Below are 19,189 nucleotides of genomic sequence, written 5' to 3' on the forward strand. Positions count from 1 at the left end.
CGCTGCCGGCAAGAAGCCCAAGGTCGCCATCGTCGCCGTCATGCGTAAGCTCATCGTCACCCTCAACGCCATGAGCCGACACAACCTCCCTTGGCAGCCTGCCGGCGCTTAGGCCAAAAGACAGTTGCTCCCCATATGAATGGGGAGGGCTACGAGCTCAGTTCTCCGGCTTGATGTTGAAGTCGCGGATGACCTTGCCCCACTTGGCGCGATCGGCGGCGATCTCCTTATCGAAGTCCTCCTTCGAGCCGTTGACGATCCGCAGGCCGTTGTCGGCGAACTTCTGCTTCACCTCGGGCGTCGCCAGCGCCTTGGCGATCTCCTCATTCCAGCGCTTCTGCAGCTCGGGCGACAGGCCGGCCGGGCCGACGATGCCGAACCAGTTGTGGATCACGAAGTCCTTCAGCCCGGTCCTGGAGATCACCGGCACCTCGGGCAGCAAGGGCGAGGCGGCATCGGCGCCGTAGGCGACCGGCCGCAGGCCGCCACCGCGGATCTGGCCCATGAACTCCGGCATGTTGCCGAACATCAGGTCGACGCGGCCGCCGACCATGTCGATGATCGCCGGCGCGCCGCCGCGATAGGGCACCTGGGTGAGCTTGGTGCCGGTCAGCGCCATGAACAGCGCGCAGGAGAGCTGCTGGCTGGAGCCCGAGCCGACCGTGGCGCAGGTCACCTTCTCGGGATTGGCTTTGGCCGCCGTCTCGATGTCCTGCCACGTCTTGTAGGGCGTGTCGCGGCCGACCACGAGGACGTTGTAGACGCTGGCCACGTTGCCGATGGTCACGAGGTCCTTGTCGACATCGACGTTGCCCTTAACCATCTGCGGCAGCACGGTCATCATCGCCATCGAGGCGAGCAGGATGGTGTGCCCGTCGGGCGGCGACTTCGCGGTCTCCGCGGCGGCGATCATGCCCGAGGCACCGGCCTTGTTGTCGACCACCACCGTCTTGCCGAGCTGCTTGGTGAGCTGCTCGGCCAGCACGCGGCCGATGATGTCCGACGTGCCACCGGCCGGGAAGCCGTTGACGAAACGGATCTCCCTGGACGGGAAGCTCTGCGCTTGCGCCGCCCCCGCGAACAGCGCGGCCAGCACGCCGACGAACGCCAGTCTTTTCATTGCCAACTCCTTACACAACAAGACCACCTCACCCTGAGGAGCGGCCGCAGGCCGCGTCTCGAAGGGTGGGCAACACGCACGGTCCACCCTTCGAGACGCGCCCTTCGGGCGCTCCTCAGGGTGAGGTGGGGTTTGCCGAGGCTGCGCATCAGACATAACCGGCCCCCTCGATGACCGGATGGGCCGCGAGGAATTTCTCGTCGATCTCCACGCCGATGCCGGGCTTGTCGAGCGGACGGACGCAGCCGTCCTTGCCGATCTTCCACGGCTCGCTGCCGAGCTCGTCGCGGAAAAGGTTGGCGACCGAGAGGTCGGCCTCGAAGTAGCCGCCATTGTCGATCGCGGCGAGGAAATGGATCGACACCGCCTGGTTGAGGCCGGTCATCGAGGAATGCGGATGCACCGGCAGCTTCCACATCGAGGCCGCCGCCGCGATGCGCTGCACCTCGGTGATGCCGCCCGACTTGGAGAGATCGGGCTGCAGGATGGTGACGATCCCGTCCTCGATCACGCGATGGAACTCGAAGCGCGTGTAGTGGTTCTCGCCCGCCGCCAAGGGCGTGCGGCCGAAGCTGCGCGCCAGCCTGTAGGAGCGATGGTCGTGCGCCGGGAACGGCTCCTCCAGCCAGCCGATGTTGAGCTCGTCCATCGCCGGCATGACCTGGCGCACGTCGGCCACCGAGTAGCCGGTGTTGGCGTCGGTCAGCAGGACGATGTCGTCGCCGAAGCGGCGGCGCACCGCGGTCATCCGGGCGATGTCGGCCTTCACCGTATCGCCGACGCGGAGCTTCAGCGCCTTGTAGCCCGCCTCGACCATCGGCACGGCTTCGGCGGCCAGCGCATCGGGCGGCTGGTAGCCGAGCGAGATGCCACCGGCGTACGCGGGCACCGGCTTGTCGCTGCCGCCGAGCAGCTTGTAGAGCGGCCAGCCCGTCGCCTTGCCCTTGATGTCCCACAGCGCCTGGTCGAGGCCGCTCATCGCCATCGAGGTCGCCGCTCCCGCGCCGTGGCTGCCGAGCTGCATCTTGTAGATCCTGGCCCAGATGCCCACCGTGTCGCTGGCATCCATGCCCAGCACCAGATCGCGCAAGGTAGTGTTGACCAGATGGCCGATCGTGCCCGGGGCGCGGGCGTGGTGGCTCTCGCCCCAGCCGACGATGCCGTCCTCGGTCGTCACCTTGACCATGACGCAGTCGCGCTTGGTCATGGTGCCGATGCCGAGCGACACCTGCTTGTCCTTGGACACCCGGAACGAGGTCGGATAGGCCTTGATGTCGACGATCTTCATTTTGCACGCATCCCCCTGTCGTCCTGAACGCAGCGAAGGACCTCACGCCAGCACCAGACTCGTTGATCGCTCCGCTAGGTCCTTCGCTGCGCTCAGGACGACAATTAAATTCACGCCACCTTGTACTTCTTCAGCACCTCGCGATCGATCTCGATGCCGAGGCCGGGCCCGCCGGGCACCTTGACGATGCCCTTCTTCTGCTCGATCGGCGCCTGCGCGAGATGGTCGCGCAGCGGGTTGGGCGTCTGCTCGAACTCGAGCATCGGCGGCATCGGCCGGAAGGCCGGCGGCTGGTCGGGCAGCGCCGCGAGGAACTGCACCGTGGCGGCGAGTCCGATCGCCGAGCCCCAGGCATGCGGCACGCATTCGACGCCGAACGCCGAGGCCAGCGTCGCGATCTTGCGGCATTCCGAGAAGCCGCCGGCGGCGCACAGGTCGGGCTGCACGATGTCCATCGCCTTCCTGGCGATCACGTCGCGGAAGCCCCAGCGGGTGAAGTCGTTCTCGCCGCCGGCCACGGCCATGTCGAGCGCGCGCGTCACCTCGATATAGCCGTCATGGTCCTCCGGGCTGATCGGCTCCTCGAACCACAGGATGTCGTGCTCCTCCAGCATGCGGCCGAGCTTGATGGCGTTGGGCACCGAGAAGCAGTGGTTGGCGTCGACCGCGAGCTTGATGTCCGGCCCGATCGCCTGGCGCACCGCCGCGACGCGCCTCGCGTCGAGCTTCAGGTCGCCCAGTCCGATCTTCATCTTGATGGCGCGGAAGCCGTCGTTCTTGAACGCCAGCGCCTCCTCGACCGCCTCCTCGACCAGCCGGTCCATGTCGATGAAGTAGAGGCCGGTCGCGTAGGGGATCACCTCCGTGCGATAAGCGCCACCGATCAGCTTGTGCACCGGCTTGTTGACGGCGCGGCCCATGATGTCCCACAGCGCGATGTCGATGCCGGAAAGGGCGGAGATCGCCATGCCGGTCGTGCCGTAGTCCTTCACGCGGTTGTAGAGGTCTTCCCAGATCGTCTCGACGTCGAACGGGTCCTTGCCGACCACCCGGGCTTTGAACTGCGTGTCGATGAAGGTCTTGGCGACGGCGGCCGGGCCATAGCATTCGCCCCAGCCCGTGACGCCCTCGTCGGTCGAAACCTCGACCACGCAGGACGAGCGCGTGCCGTAGACCCAGCCGCGCGCCGACACGAACGGCTTGTCGACCTTGCATTGCAGGATGTGCGTGGCGACGTCGGTGATCTTCATGGTCTTCCTATTGCAGGTCCGGTGAAATCGCGCGAGGCCGCCGCTTTGCTCTGCGAAGTCTCAGGAGTCTCATTGGGGCTCACCCCACGAGACCGGTCCGGGCACCGTCAAAACAAGACGGAGGGTGCCGAAACTCGTCCGGACAGTTACTTGAGCGCGAACAGTGTGCGCACGAATCCGGCGACGGCGGTCTGGGTGGCCGTTGCGGCCGCGGCGTTGCGGCCGACATGCGGATCGAGCTGCACGCAGGCGTCGCGATAGCCGAACGGCTCGCCGGAAGCGGCATTGACCAGCACGCCGTCGGCCTTCTCGACGATCGAGCAGGCGCGCACCGTCTGCGAGCCTTTGGCGACCACCGGGCCGGAGCCCAGCGGCGTATCGTAGCCGTGATGGGCGTCGGGATACTCGGTCAGCACGACATCGCGGCCCGCCGCCTTCAGGCGCTCGACGAAGCGCTTGCAGGAGGCCACCGGGTTATAGTCGTCGGCGATGCCGTGGAAGATGCGGATCGGCTTCGCGACCACGTCGGTGTCGGAGAGGTAGGTCGTCGAGCAGTCGGGATAGAGCGGGATGTAGGCTGCGAACTCGGCGCCCGACTTGTTCCAGAGCTTGTGGAAGCGCTGCTCACTGGCGAAGAGAGCAGCCTGCCCGCCGCGCGAGAATCCCATCAGGGCGATGCGCTGCGGATCGACGCGCGGATGCTTGGCCAGCATCGCCAGTGCACCGTAGATATCCAGGATGAAGTTGAGCCGGCCGAGCTGCGTCTGGTCGGCCGACACCGAGGTCAGACCGCGCCCGGTAAAGCCGTCGATCGCGAAGGTCGACACGCCCATCGAATTGAACAGGCGGCTCCAGATGTCGATGCCCGGGCTCATGCCGCCCGAGCCGTGCATCAGGATCACGACGGGCAGCCGGCCGCCGCCCTGCGCGATCCGGAGCTCGCCGGTCACGGTAGCGGGCTTGCCGTCCTTGCCGGTCAGGAACTCGCCGTCACCGAGCGTCTGGGTCGGGATCGCATGCAGCTCGATGCGCTGGGCGATGTCGGCGGTTTGCGTCTCGGCGCGCGGCGGTGTCGCGGCCATCGCGCCCAGCACGGCGAGAATGGCCAAGGTACGTGCGATCATGTTTCCCCCTCAGTCGATCTCTTTGGATGAAGGATGCACGTCGACGCCGAGCTGTCCAAGGATCTCCGCCTGCTCGCTGTCGCTGATCTTGAGGCCGGCATAGTCGGCGAGCACAGCCAGGTTCAGGCCGGACAGCTCCGATCCGCGAAGGTCCGCACCGAGCAATCGGGCCCGTTCCCAGTCGATCCGGTCCAACGCGCAGCCGATCAGCGTGGCCTCGCTGAGGTCGGTGTCGATGAACGACGCCTCCGAGAGCTTGCACGACCGGAAGGCGCAATTCTGCAGGAACAGGCCGGACAAGTCGGCGAAGCTGATGTTGCACCGCTCGAAGCTGGCCCCGGTCAGGGTCGAGCGCCGCGAGATCGTCTTCGAGAAGCTCGATTGATGGAATTGCGCGCCGCGGAAGCTCGAGTCCGTGGCCGTCAGGTCGTAGAGATCGCAGCGCTCGAAGCGGCCGGTCGCGACGTTGCACTTGGCTATTTCGGCCGACTGGAGATCGCAAAAGGCGAAGGTGCAGCCCTTCCGCTTCTCCGCATCGAACCAGGAGCAGCCGACGAACCGCGCCTTGGCGAACTTGGCTCCGGCAAGGCGCATCGGCTCGAACCGGCAATCGGTGAAGGTGGCTTCCGAGAGATCGACCGCGTTCAAGTCCAGGGCCGACGAGAACAGCATGCCCTCGAAGGCACGGTCGCCGGCGGCCGTGGCCGCAAGCTCCTCCTGCGAGAGGGTGCGATGGCTCATCCGACGGCGATCAGCAGGTTGCCGAGCGCGTCCTGGTGGACCGTGTCGCCCGGCTCGATCACCGTCGTGCAATCGAGCTGCTCGAGGATCGCCGGGCCGGCGAAGGTCGCGTCCCTCGGCAGCTTGTCGCGCGCATAGATCGGCGTCTGGTGCCAGCCGTCGGCAAACCACACCCGGCGCTCGGCCACCTGCGCCGCCTTGAGAGTCGGCGCGCGCTCCGTGGCAGCCAGCGCCGCGAGCGAAATCTCCGGCCGCGCGCCGATCACCGCGGTGTGCAGGTTGACCAGCACCGGCGGGATTTCGGCAAGCTCGATGCCGAAGCGGCGCCAGTAGGCCGCGGCGAAGGCCTCGTGCAGACCGGCGACGCCGATGTCGGGCCGCTCGACCGCGACCGACAGGATATGGCTCTGCCCCTGGAACTGCATGTCGGCGCTGTAGACGGCGCGCAGCTCGCGCACCGGCACGCCTTCGTTGCGGATCGTAGCCTCGCCCTGCTCCTTCTGCTGGGCGTAGATGCCGGCGATGTCGGCGTCGACCACGGCCGACAGGGGCTTGTTGACCGTGCGCACATAGTCGTGCCGCAGGTCGGCGACGACGCAGCCCAGGGCGTTGGTGATGCCCGGCCGCGCCGGCACCAGCACGGTCGGGATCGCCAATTCGCGGGCCAGCGCCGTCGCGTGCAGCGGCCCGGCGCCGCCGAAGGCGAACAGCGCGAAGTCGCGCGGATCGTGGCCGCGTGATAGCGAGACCAGGCGCATCGCGCCGGCCATGCGGTCGTTGGCGATGCGCAGGATGGCGGCGGCGGCCGTGTCGGCGTCGAGGCCGAGCCGCTTGCCGACCTTGTCCGCGATCGCCTGGCGCACATGGTCGAGCGTCACCGGCCGGTCGACGCCCAGCAGCCGCTCGGGATTGAGCCGGCCCAGCACCAGGTTGGCGTCGGTGATGGTGGGCTCGCTGCCGCCCTTGCCGTAGCAGATCGGCCCCGGCCGCGCGCCGGCGCTCTCCGGCCCGACGCGCAGCATGCCGGCGGCATCGACCGAGGCGATCGAGCCGCCGCCGGCGCCGATCGTGTGCACGTCGACCATCGGCACGTGGATCGGCATGGCGTATTCGAGCTCGAGCTCGCCCGAGACCTGCGGGATCGCGTCCTCGATCAGGCCGACATCGGTCGAGGTGCCGCCCATGTCGTAGGTGATCAGGTTGGGCTGGCCCGAGACGCGGCCGGTATAGGCCGCCGCCATCACGCCCGACGCCGGACCCGACATCACCGTGTTGACCGCCGCCTGCGCGATGAGCTGCGAGGAGATCGTGCCGCCATTGCCCTGCATCACCAGGATGTCGCGGTCGAAGCCCTTGGCCCTGAGCTCCGTGCGCAGCCGGTCGAGGTAGCGCGCCAGCACCGGCTGCACCGAGGCATTGACCGCCGCCGTCACGCCGCGCTCGAACTCGCGATACTCCGACAGGATGGCGTGGCCCGGCGTGACGTAAGGGTTGGGCCACAGGCCGCGCACGATCTCGGCGGCGCGCTTCTCGTGCGCCGGGTTGATGTAGCTGTGCAGGAAATGGATGACGACCGCCTCGCAGCCCGAGGCCAGCAGCGTCTTCGCCGCGGCCGCGACGGCAGCCTCGTCGAGCTGAATCAGCACCTTGCCGTCGGCGTCCATGCGCTCGGGCACTTCGAGGCGCAGTTCGCGGTCGATCAGCGGATGGAAGGTGCCGCGCAGGCCGTAGGATTGCGGCCGGGTGCGGCGGCCGAGCTCCAGCACGTCGCGAAAGCCCTTGGTGGTGATCAGGCCGACCCTGGCGATCTTGCGCTCGAGCAGCGCGTTGGTCGTGGTGGTCGTGCCGTGGACCACGGCCTGCAGCGTCTTGGGCTCGGCGCCGGCGGCAGCGAGCGACGCCATGAAGCCGATCGCCTGGTTGTCGACGGTGGTCGGCACCTTGGCGAGCTTGACCTCGCCCGAGGCGGTATCGATCGCCAGCAGGTCGGTGAAGGTGCCGCCGACATCGATGCCGACCGTGAGGGTGTTGTTCGAAGCCATCTGTCAGACCGAGAGATACTGTTCGCGAAGCGATGCATTGGCGGCGAGATCGGCCATGGTGCCGCCGAAGCGGATCTGGCCCTTCTCGATGATATAGGCGCGGTCGGCGATCGCCTCGCAGAAGCGCAGGTTCTGTTCGCACAGCAGCACCGACAGGCCCTCGCCCTTGAGGGTGCGGATCGATTCGGCCATCTCATGCACGATGATCGGCGCCAGCCCCTCCGACGGCTCGTCGAGCAGCACGCACTTCGGGTTCCCCATCAGGGTACGGGCGATGGTCAGCATCTGCTGCTCGCCGCCCGACATGCGCCCGCCCGGCCGCTCGCGCATGCGGCCGAGATTGGGGAACAGCTTGAACAGACGATCCGCGTTCCAGGTCGGTGCGCCGCGGCGCGCGGCCTGGCGGCCGACCTCGAGATTCTCCATCACCGAGAGCTCGGTGAAGATGCGCCGCTCCTCGGGCACGTAGCCCAGGCCCATCCGCGCGATGCGGTAGGGCGGCAGGCGGTCGATGCGCGCGCCGGCGAACGCGACCTCGCCGCGCGCCGGCGGCACCAGGCCCATGATCGCCTTCATCGCCGTGGTCTTGCCGGCGCCGTTGCGGCCGAGCAGCGCCACGACCTCGCCGGCATTCGCCTCGAGCGACACGCCGTGCAGGATGTGGGCGCGGCCGTAGAAGGCGTGGAGGTCGGTCACGCGGAGCATGGACCGCCCCTCCTGTCGTCCTGAGCGCAGCGAAGGACCTCATCGCCGCTTGCAACCGGCATGAGATCCTTCGCTACGCTCAGGATGACAGAACTCAATGCCCGCTCCCCAGATACACCGCCTGCACGTCGCGATTGGCGCGCACCTCGGCAGGCAGGCCGCCGGCGATCAGGCGGCCGCGGTCGAGCACGATGATGCGATCGGCCTGGCTGAACACCACGTCCATGTCGTGCTCGGTGAACAGCACGGCGATCTTCTGCGCGCGCGCAAGTCGCGCGGCCAGCTCCATCAGCGCCACCCGCTCGCGCGGCGCCATGCCGGCAGTCGGCTCGTCCATCAAAAGCAAGCGCGGCTGGTTGGCCAGAGCCATCGCCAGCTCGACCCTCTTCAGGTCGCCGTAGGCCAGCACGCCGCACGGCCGCTCCGCCTGGTCGAGCATGCCGACCTGGGCGAGCAGCGCGTCGGCTTCGGGCCGCAGCTCCGAGCCGAAGCGCGACAGGAACTGCGTCAGCTTGCCGGCGTGGCTGTAGAGCGCCATCTGCACGTTCTCGCGGACGCTCAGCGACGCGAAGGTCGCGGTGATCTGGAAGGTGCGGCCGACACCCAGCCGCCAGATCGCGCGCGGGCTCATGCCGACGATGTTGCGGCCCTCGAACTCGATTAAGCCGCCGTCGGGCTCGAGCTGGCCGTTCAGCATGTTGAAGCAGGTGCTCTTGCCGGCGCCGTTGGGGCCGATCAGCGCCAGCAGCTCGCCGGCCGAGACGGCGAAGGCCACGTCCTCGACCGCCTGGACGCCGCCGAAGGCCTTGTGCAGGGCGTCGACGCGCAGCACCACGCCGTTCATGCCGGCCGCCAGCGCGCGTAGAGCGCCTTGAGGCCGCCGACCAGACCCTGCGGGAAGACGATGACGATCAGCAGGATCACGACGCCCAGCGCCGCCCGCCAGAACTCGGTCTCGCGCGCCAGCGTGTCGCGCAACCAGGTGAAGATCGCCGCGCCGACCACCGGGCCGGTCAGCGTCTCGACGCCGCCCAGCAGCACCATCACCAGCCCGTCGGTCGATTGCGCGATCGACACCGACGAGGGCGAGATGCTGCCCTTGGAGAAGGCGAAGACCGCGCCGGCCAGCCCCGCCAGGGTGCCGGCCAGCACGAAGGCGGCCCACTGGAAGGCGCGCAGGTCGATGCCGATCGCCTCGGCGCGCAGCGGCGAATCGCGGCCGGCGCGCAGCACGTAGCCGAACGGCGAGAACAGCGCCCGCCACAGCAATGCGATGCCGAGGCCGCAGAGCGCCAGCGTCATGTAGTAGTAGGCCGGCTTGCCGCTCAACCACATCGAGGGCCAGACGCCGACCAGGCCGTTGCTGCCGGCCGTCAGCTCGTCCCACTGGAAGACGACCGACCACGAGATCTGCGCGAAGGCGAGCGTCAGCATGGCGAGGTAGACGCCCGACAGGCGCACGCAGAACCAGCCATAGACCACGGCGAACAGGCCGGCGACGAACGGCGCCAGCACCAGCGCCAGCTCCATCGGCAGGCCGGCCTTCTTGAACAGCAGCGCGCCGGCATAGGCGCCGAGACCGAAATAGGCGGCATGGCCGAACGACACCATGCCGGCCGGCCCCATGATGAAATGCAGGCTGACCGCGAACAGGGCGAAGCAGGCGATGTCGGTCATCAGCACGGTGATGTAGCGATCGCCCAGCAGCGGCACCACGGCGAACGCGACCAGCCACGCGACGACCGGCCAGCGGCGCGGCGGCTGCAACGGCGGCGCCGGCTCGCCAAAGCGGGCCGTCGCCGGCGGCTTGCCGAGCAGGCCATAGGGCCGCATCACCAGCACCAGGCCCATGATCACGAACTCGACGACCAGCGTGAGCTTGGAGAAGCCGAAGCCGATGCAGAAGGCCTTGGCGACGCCGATCAACACCGCCGCCAGGAACGCGCCGCCGAGGCTGCCGAGTCCGCCGACGACGGTGACGACGAAGGCGTCGGCGATCACCGACAGGTCGAGATCGAGATTGGCCGGCTCGCGCGGGATCTGCAGCGCTCCGCCCAAACCTGCGAGCACCGCGCCGACGAAGAACACCGAGGTGAAGAGCCTGGCCTGGTCGACGCCGAGCGCGCCGACCATCTCGCGATCCTGCGTCGCGGCGCGGACCAGCGCGCCCCAGCGCGTCCTGGCGAGCAGCAGCCACATCGCCGCCAGCACCACCGGGCCGATGACGATCAGCAGCAGGTCGTAGGCCGGGATGCGCCGGCCCAGGATCTCGACCGGGAACGCAAGACCCGGTGCGCGCGGGCCGACCAGGTCTTCGGAGCCCCAAACGGCGAGTGCCACGTCCTTGATCACCAGCACGATGGCGAAGGTCGCGAGGAGCTGGAACAGCTCGGGCGCGCGGTAGATGCGGCGCAGCACCACGACTTCGATCACGACGCCGACGAGGCCGACCGCGAGCGCGGCCAGGATCACCGCGCTCCAGAAGCCGAGCGGCGTGCGGCCCAGCGCCTCGATCAGGCTGTAGGCGCCGTACAGCCCCAGCATGTAGAGCGAACCGTGCGCGAAGTTGACGATCCGCGTCACGCCGAAGATCAGCGACAGCCCGGCCGACACCAGGAACAGCGACGAGGCGGCGGCCAGCCCGTTCAGGAGCTGGATGACGAAGGAAGCGTAGCTCATGCGGTTGCCTTCCCCCTCCGGCCCTTCGGGCCACCTCCCCCGTCAGACGGGGGAGGCAGGGAGGGGGCGGGCCACAACGAGGCCGCCGTCAGTTGGCCGGCCGCATCTTCCTGACCTCTTCGTCACTCGGCAGCGCGTCCTTGCCGTCGACGAAGCGCCAGTCGGTCATGATGCCTTTGCCGTCCTTGAGGCCGATGCGGCCGACATAGGCACCCATCGTCGACTGATGGTCGAGCGGGCGATAGGTGACGTTGCCGAACGGCGTCGAATGGCTGAGGCCCGACATCGCCGCGACCAGCTTCTCTTGGTCGAGCGAGCCCGCCTTCTTCATCGCCGCGACCGCCGACATCGCGAGCGAGTAGCCGACGATCGAGCCCAGCCGCGGATAGTCCTTGTACTTGGCCTGATAGGCGTCGCGGAACTTCTTGTGCTCGGGCGAGTCAATCCCGTACCAGGGATAGCCGGTGACATACCAGCCGACCGGCGCCTCGTCCTTCAGCGGATCGAGATATTCCGGCTCGCCGCCCAGCAGGTTGAACACCTCGACGCCCTTGAAGGCGCCGCGCTGGCTGCCCTCGCGCACGAACTTGGCAAGGTCGGGACCGAACAGCGAGGAGAAGATCGCGTCGGGCTTGGCGTCGGCCAGCGCCTGCGCCACGGCGCCGGCGTCGATCTTGCCGAGCGGCGGCGCCTGCTCGGCGACGAACTCGACGTCGGGCTGCTTCTCCTTCAGGAGCTTCTTGAAGGCGGCGGTCGCCGACTGGCCGTACTCGTAGTTCGGATAGACGATCGCCCAGCGCTTCTTCTTGAGCCTGGCGGCGTCGGGGATGAGCATCGCCGTCTGCATGTAGGTCGAGGTGCGCAGGCGGAAGGTGTAGGCGTTGCCGTTGTCCCAGACGATCTTGTCGGTCAGCGGCTCGCCGGCGATGAACAGCGTCTTGCGCTGCTTGGCAAAGTCGGCGACGGCCAATCCGACGTTCGACGGGAAGGTGCCGATCAGGAAGGCGACCTTCTCGCGGCTCAGCAGCTCCTCGGCGACGCGCACGGCATCGGCCGGATTGCCGTTGTCGTCGCGGCTCACGATCTCGATCTTCTTGCCCAGCACGCCGCCCGCGGCATTGACCTCCTCGACCGCCATCTCCCAGCCCTTCTTGTAGGGCTCGAGGAAGGCCGCGAAGACCTTGTAGCTGTTCATCTCGCCGATCTTGATCGTGTCCTGCGCGGCGGCCGGCAGCGCGAACGACGCGGCCACCAGCGCCGAGACGCCGGCGAGCAGACGATTGCGGGTCAGCATGAAAATCCCCTTCCGGAAGCGTGGAACCCCTGTGGCGGGGAGCCTAGCACCACCCCATCACGACGCAAAAGAAGAGCGCGCCTGGATGCCCCAGTGGCCGTCCTGGCGGGTGACGATGTAGATCGTCTCGAATTCGCCCAGCGACGAGCCGTCGGCGCGGAAGCGGCTGAATTTCACCTTGAGATGGACCTTGTCGGGGCCGACATGGATCGGCGTGCGTTCGTCCCACCGGCTGCGGGCCCAGCCGTCGCCGGCGCGGGCACGGAAATCGTCGAGCCGGTACGCGCCGCGCTTCGGCCAGACCACGACCTTGCCGCCGGCGATCCGCACATGCGGGAAGTTGCAGGCGGCATTGACCGCGACCTCATCGCCGCGATTGAGCCCCGCCATGTAGGCGTCGAGCACCGCCAGCGCTTTCTGGAGCGGGTCGTCCGTCATCGCAATCCTCTATCGTTCCGGGCGCGAATCGCGCTGGCTGGCCATCCCTCTTCAAGAGCTGCACGCAGCAGTGCCATCCTGTCGTCCTGAGCGAAGCGAAGGACCTCATTGCCAGTTACCATGGCATGAGATCCTTCGCTTCGCTCAGGATGACAGAAGCGCCATTGGCCTTTCAGGGAGAGCGCCGCGCTGTCGATCAGGCCGAGGCGCCGCAGCCGGCGCGCTTCCTCTAGCCCGCGGTCGAGGGCCTCGTCGATGGCCCCGCGTGGCAGGTCGCCGACCGAGACCGTGACGGCCAAGTCGCCGAGGTCGCTGTCGGGATCGAGCTCACGGACAGGACGGCGTTCGATCGCGGGGTGATCGATGTTGACGGCGTTGGCGACCAGGGTCGCGGCGGCATCGGCGGCGGCGGCGGTGCGGGCCAGCACGGTGGCGCTGTCGGCGATGCCGAGCGAGAACGAGCGGCCGCCACGGCCCGAGGTGGCGATGCCGCGGACCGGACGGTCGTGAGTCAGAGCGACGGCGCCGTCGAGCCCCTGGGCGAAGATGCCGGCACGCAGGCTGTGGCCGGGGGAAAGATGGATCGCGATGTCGCCGCCGTCGTTGACGTAGGCCTTGTCGAGCGTGCGGCCGGCCGCCATCGCCTGCAGCATCTCGTCGGCGACGGCGCCGGCAACCGCGGCCATCGGCGTGATGAAGACAGCACGATGCGGCCACACCGCTTCGGCCATGCGGCGTGCCACCGCGCCGTGGAGCAGCGGATAGGCGTCGCCGACGGGACGGCGCAGCGTCGGCAGCTCGCGCACGAGGGTCGGCAGGATATCGCCGAAGCGGTCGATGGCCTGTCGATAGGCCGCCTCGACATCGTCGCGCGAGCCAAAGGCCTCGATGATCAGGTCGATCGGGCCGTGCTGCAGGTGCAGGCGGCCGTCGGGGAAGCGCGCGGCGATCATTCGAGCTTCACCTTGTTGCCGCGCAGCACGTCCTCCAGGGTCACGGCGCGCGAAGCGTAGCCGCCCAGCGCCGCGTAGTCGGACGCGCGCAGAGTGAACTCGATGGGCGCGACCAGCGCCGGCGTCGGCACGTAGCCGAAGCTCTTCTCCGGCATCTTTGCGACATCGACCATCAGGGTGATGCCGCCGCCCGGCCAGACATAGGCCGGCACGCCGCCCAACGTGACCTTGGTCAGGGTGTCGCGCACCGAGCGCGTGAGCCGCACCGGGTTCTCGGTCACGCCGGCGCGCAAGGAGCCGCCGGCGCCGGCCATGAACAGCACGGTGCAGAGCGCGGGCTCGCAATTCTCGGCGATGCGCTCGACCACCTTCTGCACCGGCGCGGGCATCGCGGCCAGCTGCGGCTTGAGGTCCTTGTCGAGCTCGAACCAGGCCGAATGCTCGCCGGTGGTCGAGACCATGAGCAGCTTGAGGCCGGGCCAGGCCTGCTTGGGATCGATCTTCTCGATGATCTCCAGCGGATCCTCGACGTCGGTGCCGCCCCAGCCGAGGCCGGGCTGCGCCACCTGGAAGTAGCGGCCGGGCGTCGACTTGCGGCCGCGCACCCGGATGCCGGCCGGCTTCATGTCGAGGAAGCGGCCGCCCTGGTGCTCGCTCAGCACGCCGGTGATGTGGTCGTCGACCACGATCACCTCGTCGACATGGGCCCTCCATTGCGGCGCGAACATGCCGATCGCCGCCGAGCCGCAGCCGACCCGCATGCGCTCTTCGCGCACGCCGTTCACCACCGGCGGCCTGTCGGCCTGCACCACGACGGTCGCGCCGCCGTCGATCGCGAGCTCCACCGCCTCCTTGCTGCACAGCGCCAGCAGTGCGTCGCAGGTGACGACGCCTTCCTTCTTGCTGCCCCCCGTCAGGTGATGCACGCCGCCCAGCGACAGCATCTGCGAGCCGTATTCGGCTGTCGTGACGTGGCCGACTGCTTCTCCCTTGACCCGCACGGCCGCCTGTTCGGGGCCGAGATAACGGTCGGTGTCGATCTTCACCTTGACGCCGCAGTAGCTGAAGATGCCCTCGGTCACGACGGTGACCATGTCGACGCCGTCGGGCTTCGACGAGACGATGAAGGGCGCCGGCTTGTAGTCGGGATAGGTCGTGGTGGCACCGATGCCGGTCACGAACGCACCCTCGCCTTTGCCGAGTTCCCCCGCCCACGATTGGCTGCCTTCGACGAAGGCGACGCGCGCGAGATCGGCCTTGGCCAGCAGCACCAGCGGATCGACGCGCACCAGCCTGCCGTCCTCGTTGGCGTAGCGGTCGCAGGCGCCGGCGCGGCCGGGCCGGATGCGGCACAGCACCGGGCAGGCGTCGCAGCGCACGATGCCGGCGGTGCGTTCGGCTTCGCTCAGCGCCAGCTCGTCGCTCATGGCTTGGCTCCTTGGCGGAGGATGGCTTCGCGCAGCCGGTGCGGCAGCACGGGCACGCGATGCACCCGCACGCCGGTCGCGTGATGGATGGCGCCGAGGATCGCGGGCGCCGTCGGCACCAGGCCCGGCTCGCCGACGCCCTTGGCGCCGGAGGGGCCGAGCGGCTCGCGATCCTCGATCAGCAGGCACTCGATCTCGGGCACGTCGCCGATGGTGGGGATGAGATAGTCGTGCAGGTTCTCGGTGCGGCCGGGCAGATACTCTTCCATCAGCGCGAGGCCCAAACCCTGGGCGATGCCGCCTTCGATCTGGCCTTCGACCAGGGTCGGGTTGATCGCCTTGCCGACATCGTGCGCCGCCACCATGCGCAGCACCTTGACCGTACCGAGCTCGATGTCGACTTCGACGATCGCGATCTGGGCGGCGAAGGCGTAGGTCGCGTAGGGGATGCCCTGTCCGTTCTCGTCGAGCGGCGTGGTCGGCGGATCGAAGGTCCCCTCGCCCATCAGCGGCCCGACCCTGGCGAGGTCGAGCGTGTGCGCGATGCCGCCGTCGCTCACCTTGAGCGCCGCGCCGTCGAGCGTGAGCGTCGCGTCGGGACCGGCATTGGCCAGGCGCAGGATCTTCTGGCGCAGGTCGAGGCCCGCGCGCTCGGCCGCCTTGCCGGAGACGAAGGTCTGGCGCGACGCCGAGGTCTTGCCGGCGTCGGCGGTGAGATCGGTGTCGCCGGTCACCAGCGTGAACTGCCCGACCGGCAGGCCCAGCGCATCCGCGGCGATCTGGGTCATGATGGTGTTGCTGCCCTGCCCGATATCGAGCGCGCCGCTATACAGCGTCAGCGTGCCGTCCACCGCCAGCCCGACCCGCATGATCGAGGGGTTCGACATCGAGGTGTTGCCGATGCCGTACCACATGCAGCCGATCCCGACGCCACGCCGCATCGCGCTGCCCGCCGCATTGAAGGCGGCGACTGCAGACTGCGCCTTCATCCAGTGCGGGCGCAGCGCCTCGAGGCATTGGATGAGCCCCGCGGAGTGTTCGAGCGTCTGGCCGCACGCCGTCACGTCGCCCGCGCGCAGCGCGTTGCGCTGGCGGAACTCCAGGCGATCGATGCCGATCTGGTCGGCGAGCGAGTCCATCATCGCCTCGTGCGCGATGGCGGCCTGCGGCACGCCGAAGCCGCGGAAGGCGCCGGCGGGCGGGCCGTTGGTGAAGAAGGCCTCACCCCAGGTGCGGACGTTGGGTATCGCGTAAGGACCCATCGCATGGACCGGCACACGGTTGGCGACGGTCGGGCCCCACGAGGCGTAGGCGCCGGTGTCGAAGGTCGCCGACACGTCGCAGGCCACGAGCTTGCCCGCGGCATCGCAGCCGAACTTCGCCGTCACACGCGCGGGATGGCGCTTGGTCGAGGCGGCCATGCTTTCGGGCCGCGTATAGACCAGCGCGACGGGACGGCCGAGCTTCCAGGCCGCGATCGCGATCAAGGGCTGCACCGAGAGATCGAGCTTGCCGCCGAAGCCGCCGCCGCAGGCGGTCGGCACGATGCGCACGGACTCGGCCGGCAGCCGCATGACGCTCGCGATCTCGTCGCGATCCATGTAGGGCGTCTGGGTTGAGGCGTGGATCTCGATCCGGTCGCCGACGCGGCGCGCCCAGCCGGCCTCGGGCTCGATATAGGCATGCTCGACGAAGGCGGTCTCGAAGACGCCCTCGGCCACCGCCGCGCAGTCGGCAAAGCCGTTGACGTGGCCGCGCTTCACGCCGCCATCGAGCAGCAGGTTCTTCGGCTTGTCGGCCTGGACCAGCGGCGCGTCGGGCGCCGTCGCGGCGTCGATGCCGAACAGCGGCGGCTCGGGCTTCCAGTCGATGGGGATCTGCTCGTCGCGGATCGCCAGGACATCGGCGCGCGCGCCGACCAGCGCCAGAACGGCCTCGCCGCGATAGCGCACGAGCCCGTCGGCCAGCACCGGCTGGTCCTTGATGTCGGGGTAGATGCCATAGCCGTTGAACGGCACGTCTGCCGCGGTCAGCACGGCAGCCAGGCGCGCGCGCAACGGACCGAGGTCGCCCACGGCGAAGCGCGCCCGCGCATGCGGCGAGCGCACGACGCGAATCCACAGCGCGTCGGCCGGCACCGCGTCCGCGCCGAACCGGTCGCGGCCGGTGACCTTGGGCACGCCGTCGAGGCGCGGAAGGCGCGCGCCGACGGCGGCGCCCGCCGGTGGTGACACTGCAACACCCGATGCGCAGGCCATCACGGCATCGACGATCTTGGTATAGCCGGTGCAGCGGCAGAGCACGCCGCCCAGCGCATCCTCGACCTCGGCGCGGGTCGGCGCAGGATCGTTGCGCAGGACGTCCTGCGCCGCCATCAGCATGCCCGGCGTACAGATGCCGCACTGCGCCGCGCCGTGATCGAGGAAGGATTTCTGCAGCGCCGCGAGCGTGCCGGTCGGCGCGAGGCCCTCGACCGTCTCGACCGTGCGGCCGGTCATCCGGCCCATCGCGACCAGGCACGAACAGACCTGGCGGCCGTCGAGGAGGACCGTGCAGGCGCCGCAGTCGCCCGCGTCGCAGCCGACCTTGGTGCCGATGAGCCCGAGATCGTCGCGCAACGCCGAGGCCAGGCGCGCGACCGGCGCGCCGTCCCAGTCGACGTGAACACCGTTCAGCGTGAAACCGACCTTCACGCCAGGCTCCGCAGCAGGCGACGCAGCAGGGTGACGGCCGCGTCGCGGCGATAGGCGGCGCTGCCACGCACATCGTCGATCGGCGACAGTGGCGCGAGATGCCGAGCGTCGACCCGCCCGGCGAGTGCGCCGACCGGCGTGCCGACGAGAGCGTCTTCGAGCGCGGGCAGGCGTTGCGCCACGGCCGAGCAGGCGCCGACCGCGACGCGCGCCGCAGCGACGCGGCCATCCTCGATCTCGAGCGTGGCGGCGGCCATGGCGATGGAGATCACCAGATAGCGGCGCGCGCCGAGCTTGAGGAACCCGCTGCGCGCCGGCCGCGACGGCTTCGGCACATGGATCGCGACCACCAGCTCGCCCGGCGCGAGCGCCGTTCGACGGTTGCCGGTGATGAAGGCCGCGAGCGGCAGGCGACGCGCACCGGCGCGACCGGCGAGCTCGATCTCGGCGCCGAGCACCAGCAAGGGCGGTACGCCGTCGGCGGCCGGCGAGGCGTTGCACAGATTGCCGGCCAGGGTGCCGGCGTTCTGGATCTGGCGGCCGCCGACCTCGCGCGCCGCCTGCTTCAGGCCGTCGAACAGGGGCGGCAACGGCGCCTCTATCAGCGCCGACCAGGTCGTGGCGGCGCCCAGCCGCCAGCCCTCGGGACCCTCGGAAATGCCGCGCAGATCGGCGATAGCGCTGATGTCGAGCACGGGCTCGTCGATCGTCCGCCCGATCCGCGCCGGATAGAAATCGGTGCCGCCCGCCAGCACCGTCCAGGGACGCGCCAGCGCCTGCAATGCCTCGTCCAGGCTCGTGGGGCGGAGATAGTCACCCATATCGTTCGTATACGTACAATATGGGCAAAGTGTACGGGATGCAGACGGGCGCTGTCAGCAGCAGCGGCTCAAACGATCTTGGAAAGAAGCTCGAGGAGCTGGCGTTGCTCGGCCGGCGTCAGCGGCTTCAGCGTCTCGCGCGAGACCGCAGGCCCGTTCATCATCAGTTTGGCGACCGACCTCTGACCGTCGAGCGTGAGGCTGAGCAGCGTGCGCCGCGCATCGCCCGGATCCGGACGCGAATCGACAAGCCCGCGATCCTTCAGCCGACGCACCACGCCCTGCATCGTCGCCTTGTCCATGCCGACGAGTCGGCCGAGCAGGTTCTGCGACAGCTCGGTGTACTCGTGCAGCTTGACCATGCTCGAGTACTGAGTCGGCGTGATGTTTGGATCGCCAATGCTGGTCTGGAAGATCGACGACGCGCGCTGATGCGCGCGCCGCAGCAGATAACCGATTTGATCTTCTATCCTGTACGGCCGTGGCGTGCTTGCTGCCGCCTTAGGCTCGCTTTGTTTTTTTGCGACGTTGCGCATCGCCCCCCGCGCACTCTCCAAGAGCCATCGCTACACCGGCTGCGCGCTTTGCACAACGGTGACATTGTGTTCCCGGCG

General features: G+C 68.8%; 16 protein-coding genes and 1 pseudogene. 1 reads left to right on the plus strand and 16 read right to left on the minus strand.

Annotation, left to right across the window (positions count from 1 at the left end; genetic code table 11):
- A pseudogene (locus J0J01_RS29100) lies at nt 1–112 on the plus strand (IS110 family transposase); the annotation flags it as partial.
- Between the two features lie 45 nt (nt 113–157).
- Here the strand turns inward: J0J01_RS29100 and J0J01_RS29105 are convergent.
- The 16 genes from J0J01_RS29105 to J0J01_RS29180 all read right to left on the minus strand — a co-directional run bounded on the left by J0J01_RS29105 (nt 158) and on the right by J0J01_RS29180 (nt 19,111).
- The gene (locus J0J01_RS29105; RefSeq protein ID WP_296387129.1) at nt 158–1,120 is read right to left on the minus strand and encodes a tripartite tricarboxylate transporter substrate binding protein; all 963 of its coding nucleotides are present in this window, start codon (nt 1,118–1,120) and stop codon (nt 158–160) included.
- Between the two features lie 148 nt (nt 1,121–1,268).
- Nucleotides 1,269–2,408 carry a mandelate racemase/muconate lactonizing enzyme family protein gene (locus J0J01_RS29110; RefSeq protein WP_296387130.1) on the minus strand — a complete coding sequence of 380 codons (1,140 nt, stop codon included), beginning with the start codon at nt 2,406–2,408 and terminating at the stop codon, nt 1,269–1,271.
- 110 nt (nt 2,409–2,518) lie between these two features.
- Nucleotides 2,519–3,658, minus strand: a complete 1,140-nt coding sequence (locus J0J01_RS29115; RefSeq protein WP_296387131.1) for a mandelate racemase/muconate lactonizing enzyme family protein — start codon at nt 3,656–3,658, stop codon at nt 2,519–2,521.
- Nucleotides 3,659–3,804: 146 nt separating this feature from the next.
- Nucleotides 3,805–4,740 (minus strand): dienelactone hydrolase family protein, encoded by a 936-nt coding sequence (locus J0J01_RS29120; protein ID WP_296387194.1) that lies wholly within the window; start codon nt 4,738–4,740, stop codon nt 3,805–3,807.
- Nucleotides 4,741–4,791: 51 nt separating this feature from the next.
- Complete coding sequence (locus J0J01_RS29125; RefSeq protein ID WP_296387132.1) at nt 4,792–5,523, minus strand: pentapeptide repeat-containing protein; 732 nt, start codon at nt 5,521–5,523, stop codon at nt 4,792–4,794.
- Nucleotides 5,520–7,565, minus strand: a complete 2,046-nt coding sequence (locus J0J01_RS29130) for a hydantoinase/oxoprolinase family protein (protein ID WP_296387133.1) — start codon at nt 7,563–7,565, stop codon at nt 5,520–5,522. Before J0J01_RS29130 ends, J0J01_RS29125 begins: the two co-directional genes overlap by 4 nt.
- Before the next feature lie 3 nt (nt 7,566–7,568).
- A complete protein-coding gene (locus J0J01_RS29135; protein ID WP_296387134.1) occupies nt 7,569–8,270 on the minus strand; it encodes an ABC transporter ATP-binding protein in 702 nt (233 codons plus the stop codon).
- Between the two features lie 94 nt (nt 8,271–8,364).
- Nucleotides 8,365–9,114, minus strand: a complete 750-nt coding sequence (locus J0J01_RS29140; protein ID WP_296387135.1) for an ABC transporter ATP-binding protein — start codon at nt 9,112–9,114, stop codon at nt 8,365–8,367.
- A complete protein-coding gene (locus tag J0J01_RS29145; RefSeq protein ID WP_296387136.1) occupies nt 9,111–10,949 on the minus strand; it encodes an ABC transporter permease in 1,839 nt (612 codons plus the stop codon). The genes J0J01_RS29140 and J0J01_RS29145 overlap by 4 nt, the downstream gene beginning before the upstream one ends.
- 88 nt (nt 10,950–11,037) lie before the next feature.
- Complete coding sequence (locus tag J0J01_RS29150) at nt 11,038–12,243, minus strand: ABC transporter substrate-binding protein (protein WP_296387137.1); 1,206 nt, start codon at nt 12,241–12,243, stop codon at nt 11,038–11,040.
- 57 nt (nt 12,244–12,300) lie between these two features.
- Entirely contained in the window at nt 12,301–12,681 is a 381-nt protein-coding gene (locus tag J0J01_RS29155) for a hypothetical protein (RefSeq protein WP_296387138.1), read from the minus strand.
- Nucleotides 12,678–13,634, minus strand: a complete 957-nt coding sequence (locus J0J01_RS29160; protein WP_296387139.1) for a UPF0280 family protein — start codon at nt 13,632–13,634, stop codon at nt 12,678–12,680. Before J0J01_RS29160 ends, J0J01_RS29155 begins: the two co-directional genes overlap by 4 nt.
- Nucleotides 13,631–15,061 carry a 6-hydroxynicotinate reductase gene (locus J0J01_RS29165; RefSeq protein WP_296387140.1) on the minus strand — a complete coding sequence of 477 codons (1,431 nt, stop codon included), beginning with the start codon at nt 15,059–15,061 and terminating at the stop codon, nt 13,631–13,633. The genes J0J01_RS29160 and J0J01_RS29165 overlap by 4 nt, the downstream gene beginning before the upstream one ends.
- Nucleotides 15,058–17,754 (minus strand): molybdopterin cofactor-binding domain-containing protein, encoded by a 2,697-nt coding sequence (locus J0J01_RS29170; RefSeq protein ID WP_296387141.1) that lies wholly within the window; start codon nt 17,752–17,754, stop codon nt 15,058–15,060. The genes J0J01_RS29165 and J0J01_RS29170 overlap by 4 nt, the downstream gene beginning before the upstream one ends.
- Entirely contained in the window at nt 17,751–18,575 is an 825-nt protein-coding gene (locus tag J0J01_RS29175; protein ID WP_296387142.1) for an FAD binding domain-containing protein, read from the minus strand. Before J0J01_RS29175 ends, J0J01_RS29170 begins: the two co-directional genes overlap by 4 nt.
- 68 nt (nt 18,576–18,643) lie before the next feature.
- Complete coding sequence (locus J0J01_RS29180) at nt 18,644–19,111, minus strand: MarR family winged helix-turn-helix transcriptional regulator (RefSeq protein ID WP_296387143.1); 468 nt, start codon at nt 19,109–19,111, stop codon at nt 18,644–18,646.
- Nucleotides 19,112–19,189 lie beyond the last annotated feature (78 nt).

It is taken from the genome of Reyranella sp. (genome assembly GCF_017305915.1).
GTDB lineage: Bacteria > Pseudomonadota > Alphaproteobacteria > Reyranellales > Reyranellaceae > Reyranella.

Coding starts and splice junctions, on each gene's coding strand:
- J0J01_RS29105 (WP_296387129.1), bottom strand. CDS start 1,120: ATGAAAAGACTGGCGTTCGTCGGCGTGCTGGCCGCGCTGTTCGCGGGG.
- J0J01_RS29110 (WP_296387130.1), bottom strand. CDS start 2,408: ATGAAGATCGTCGACATCAAGGCCTATCCGACCTCGTTCCGGGTGTCC.
- J0J01_RS29115 (WP_296387131.1), bottom strand. CDS start 3,658: ATGAAGATCACCGACGTCGCCACGCACATCCTGCAATGCAAGGTCGAC.
- J0J01_RS29120 (WP_296387194.1), bottom strand. CDS start 4,740: ATGGCCGCGACACCGCCGCGCGCCGAGACGCAAACCGCCGACATCGCC.
- J0J01_RS29125 (WP_296387132.1), bottom strand. CDS start 5,523: ATGAGCCATCGCACCCTCTCGCAGGAGGAGCTTGCGGCCACGGCCGCC.
- J0J01_RS29130 (WP_296387133.1), bottom strand. CDS start 7,565: ATGGCTTCGAACAACACCCTCACGGTCGGCATCGATGTCGGCGGCACC.
- J0J01_RS29135 (WP_296387134.1), bottom strand. CDS start 8,270: ATGCTCCGCGTGACCGACCTCCACGCCTTCTACGGCCGCGCCCACATC.
- J0J01_RS29140 (WP_296387135.1), bottom strand. CDS start 9,114: ATGAACGGCGTGGTGCTGCGCGTCGACGCCCTGCACAAGGCCTTCGGC.
- J0J01_RS29145 (WP_296387136.1), bottom strand. CDS start 10,949: ATGAGCTACGCTTCCTTCGTCATCCAGCTCCTGAACGGGCTGGCCGCC.
- J0J01_RS29150 (WP_296387137.1), bottom strand. CDS start 12,243: ATGCTGACCCGCAATCGTCTGCTCGCCGGCGTCTCGGCGCTGGTGGCC.
- J0J01_RS29155 (WP_296387138.1), bottom strand. CDS start 12,681: ATGACGGACGACCCGCTCCAGAAAGCGCTGGCGGTGCTCGACGCCTAC.
- J0J01_RS29160 (WP_296387139.1), bottom strand. CDS start 13,634: ATGATCGCCGCGCGCTTCCCCGACGGCCGCCTGCACCTGCAGCACGGC.
- J0J01_RS29165 (WP_296387140.1), bottom strand. CDS start 15,061: ATGAGCGACGAGCTGGCGCTGAGCGAAGCCGAACGCACCGCCGGCATC.
- J0J01_RS29175 (WP_296387142.1), bottom strand. CDS start 18,575: ATGGGTGACTATCTCCGCCCCACGAGCCTGGACGAGGCATTGCAGGCG.
- J0J01_RS29180 (WP_296387143.1), bottom strand. CDS start 19,111: ATGCGCAACGTCGCAAAAAAACAAAGCGAGCCTAAGGCGGCAGCAAGC.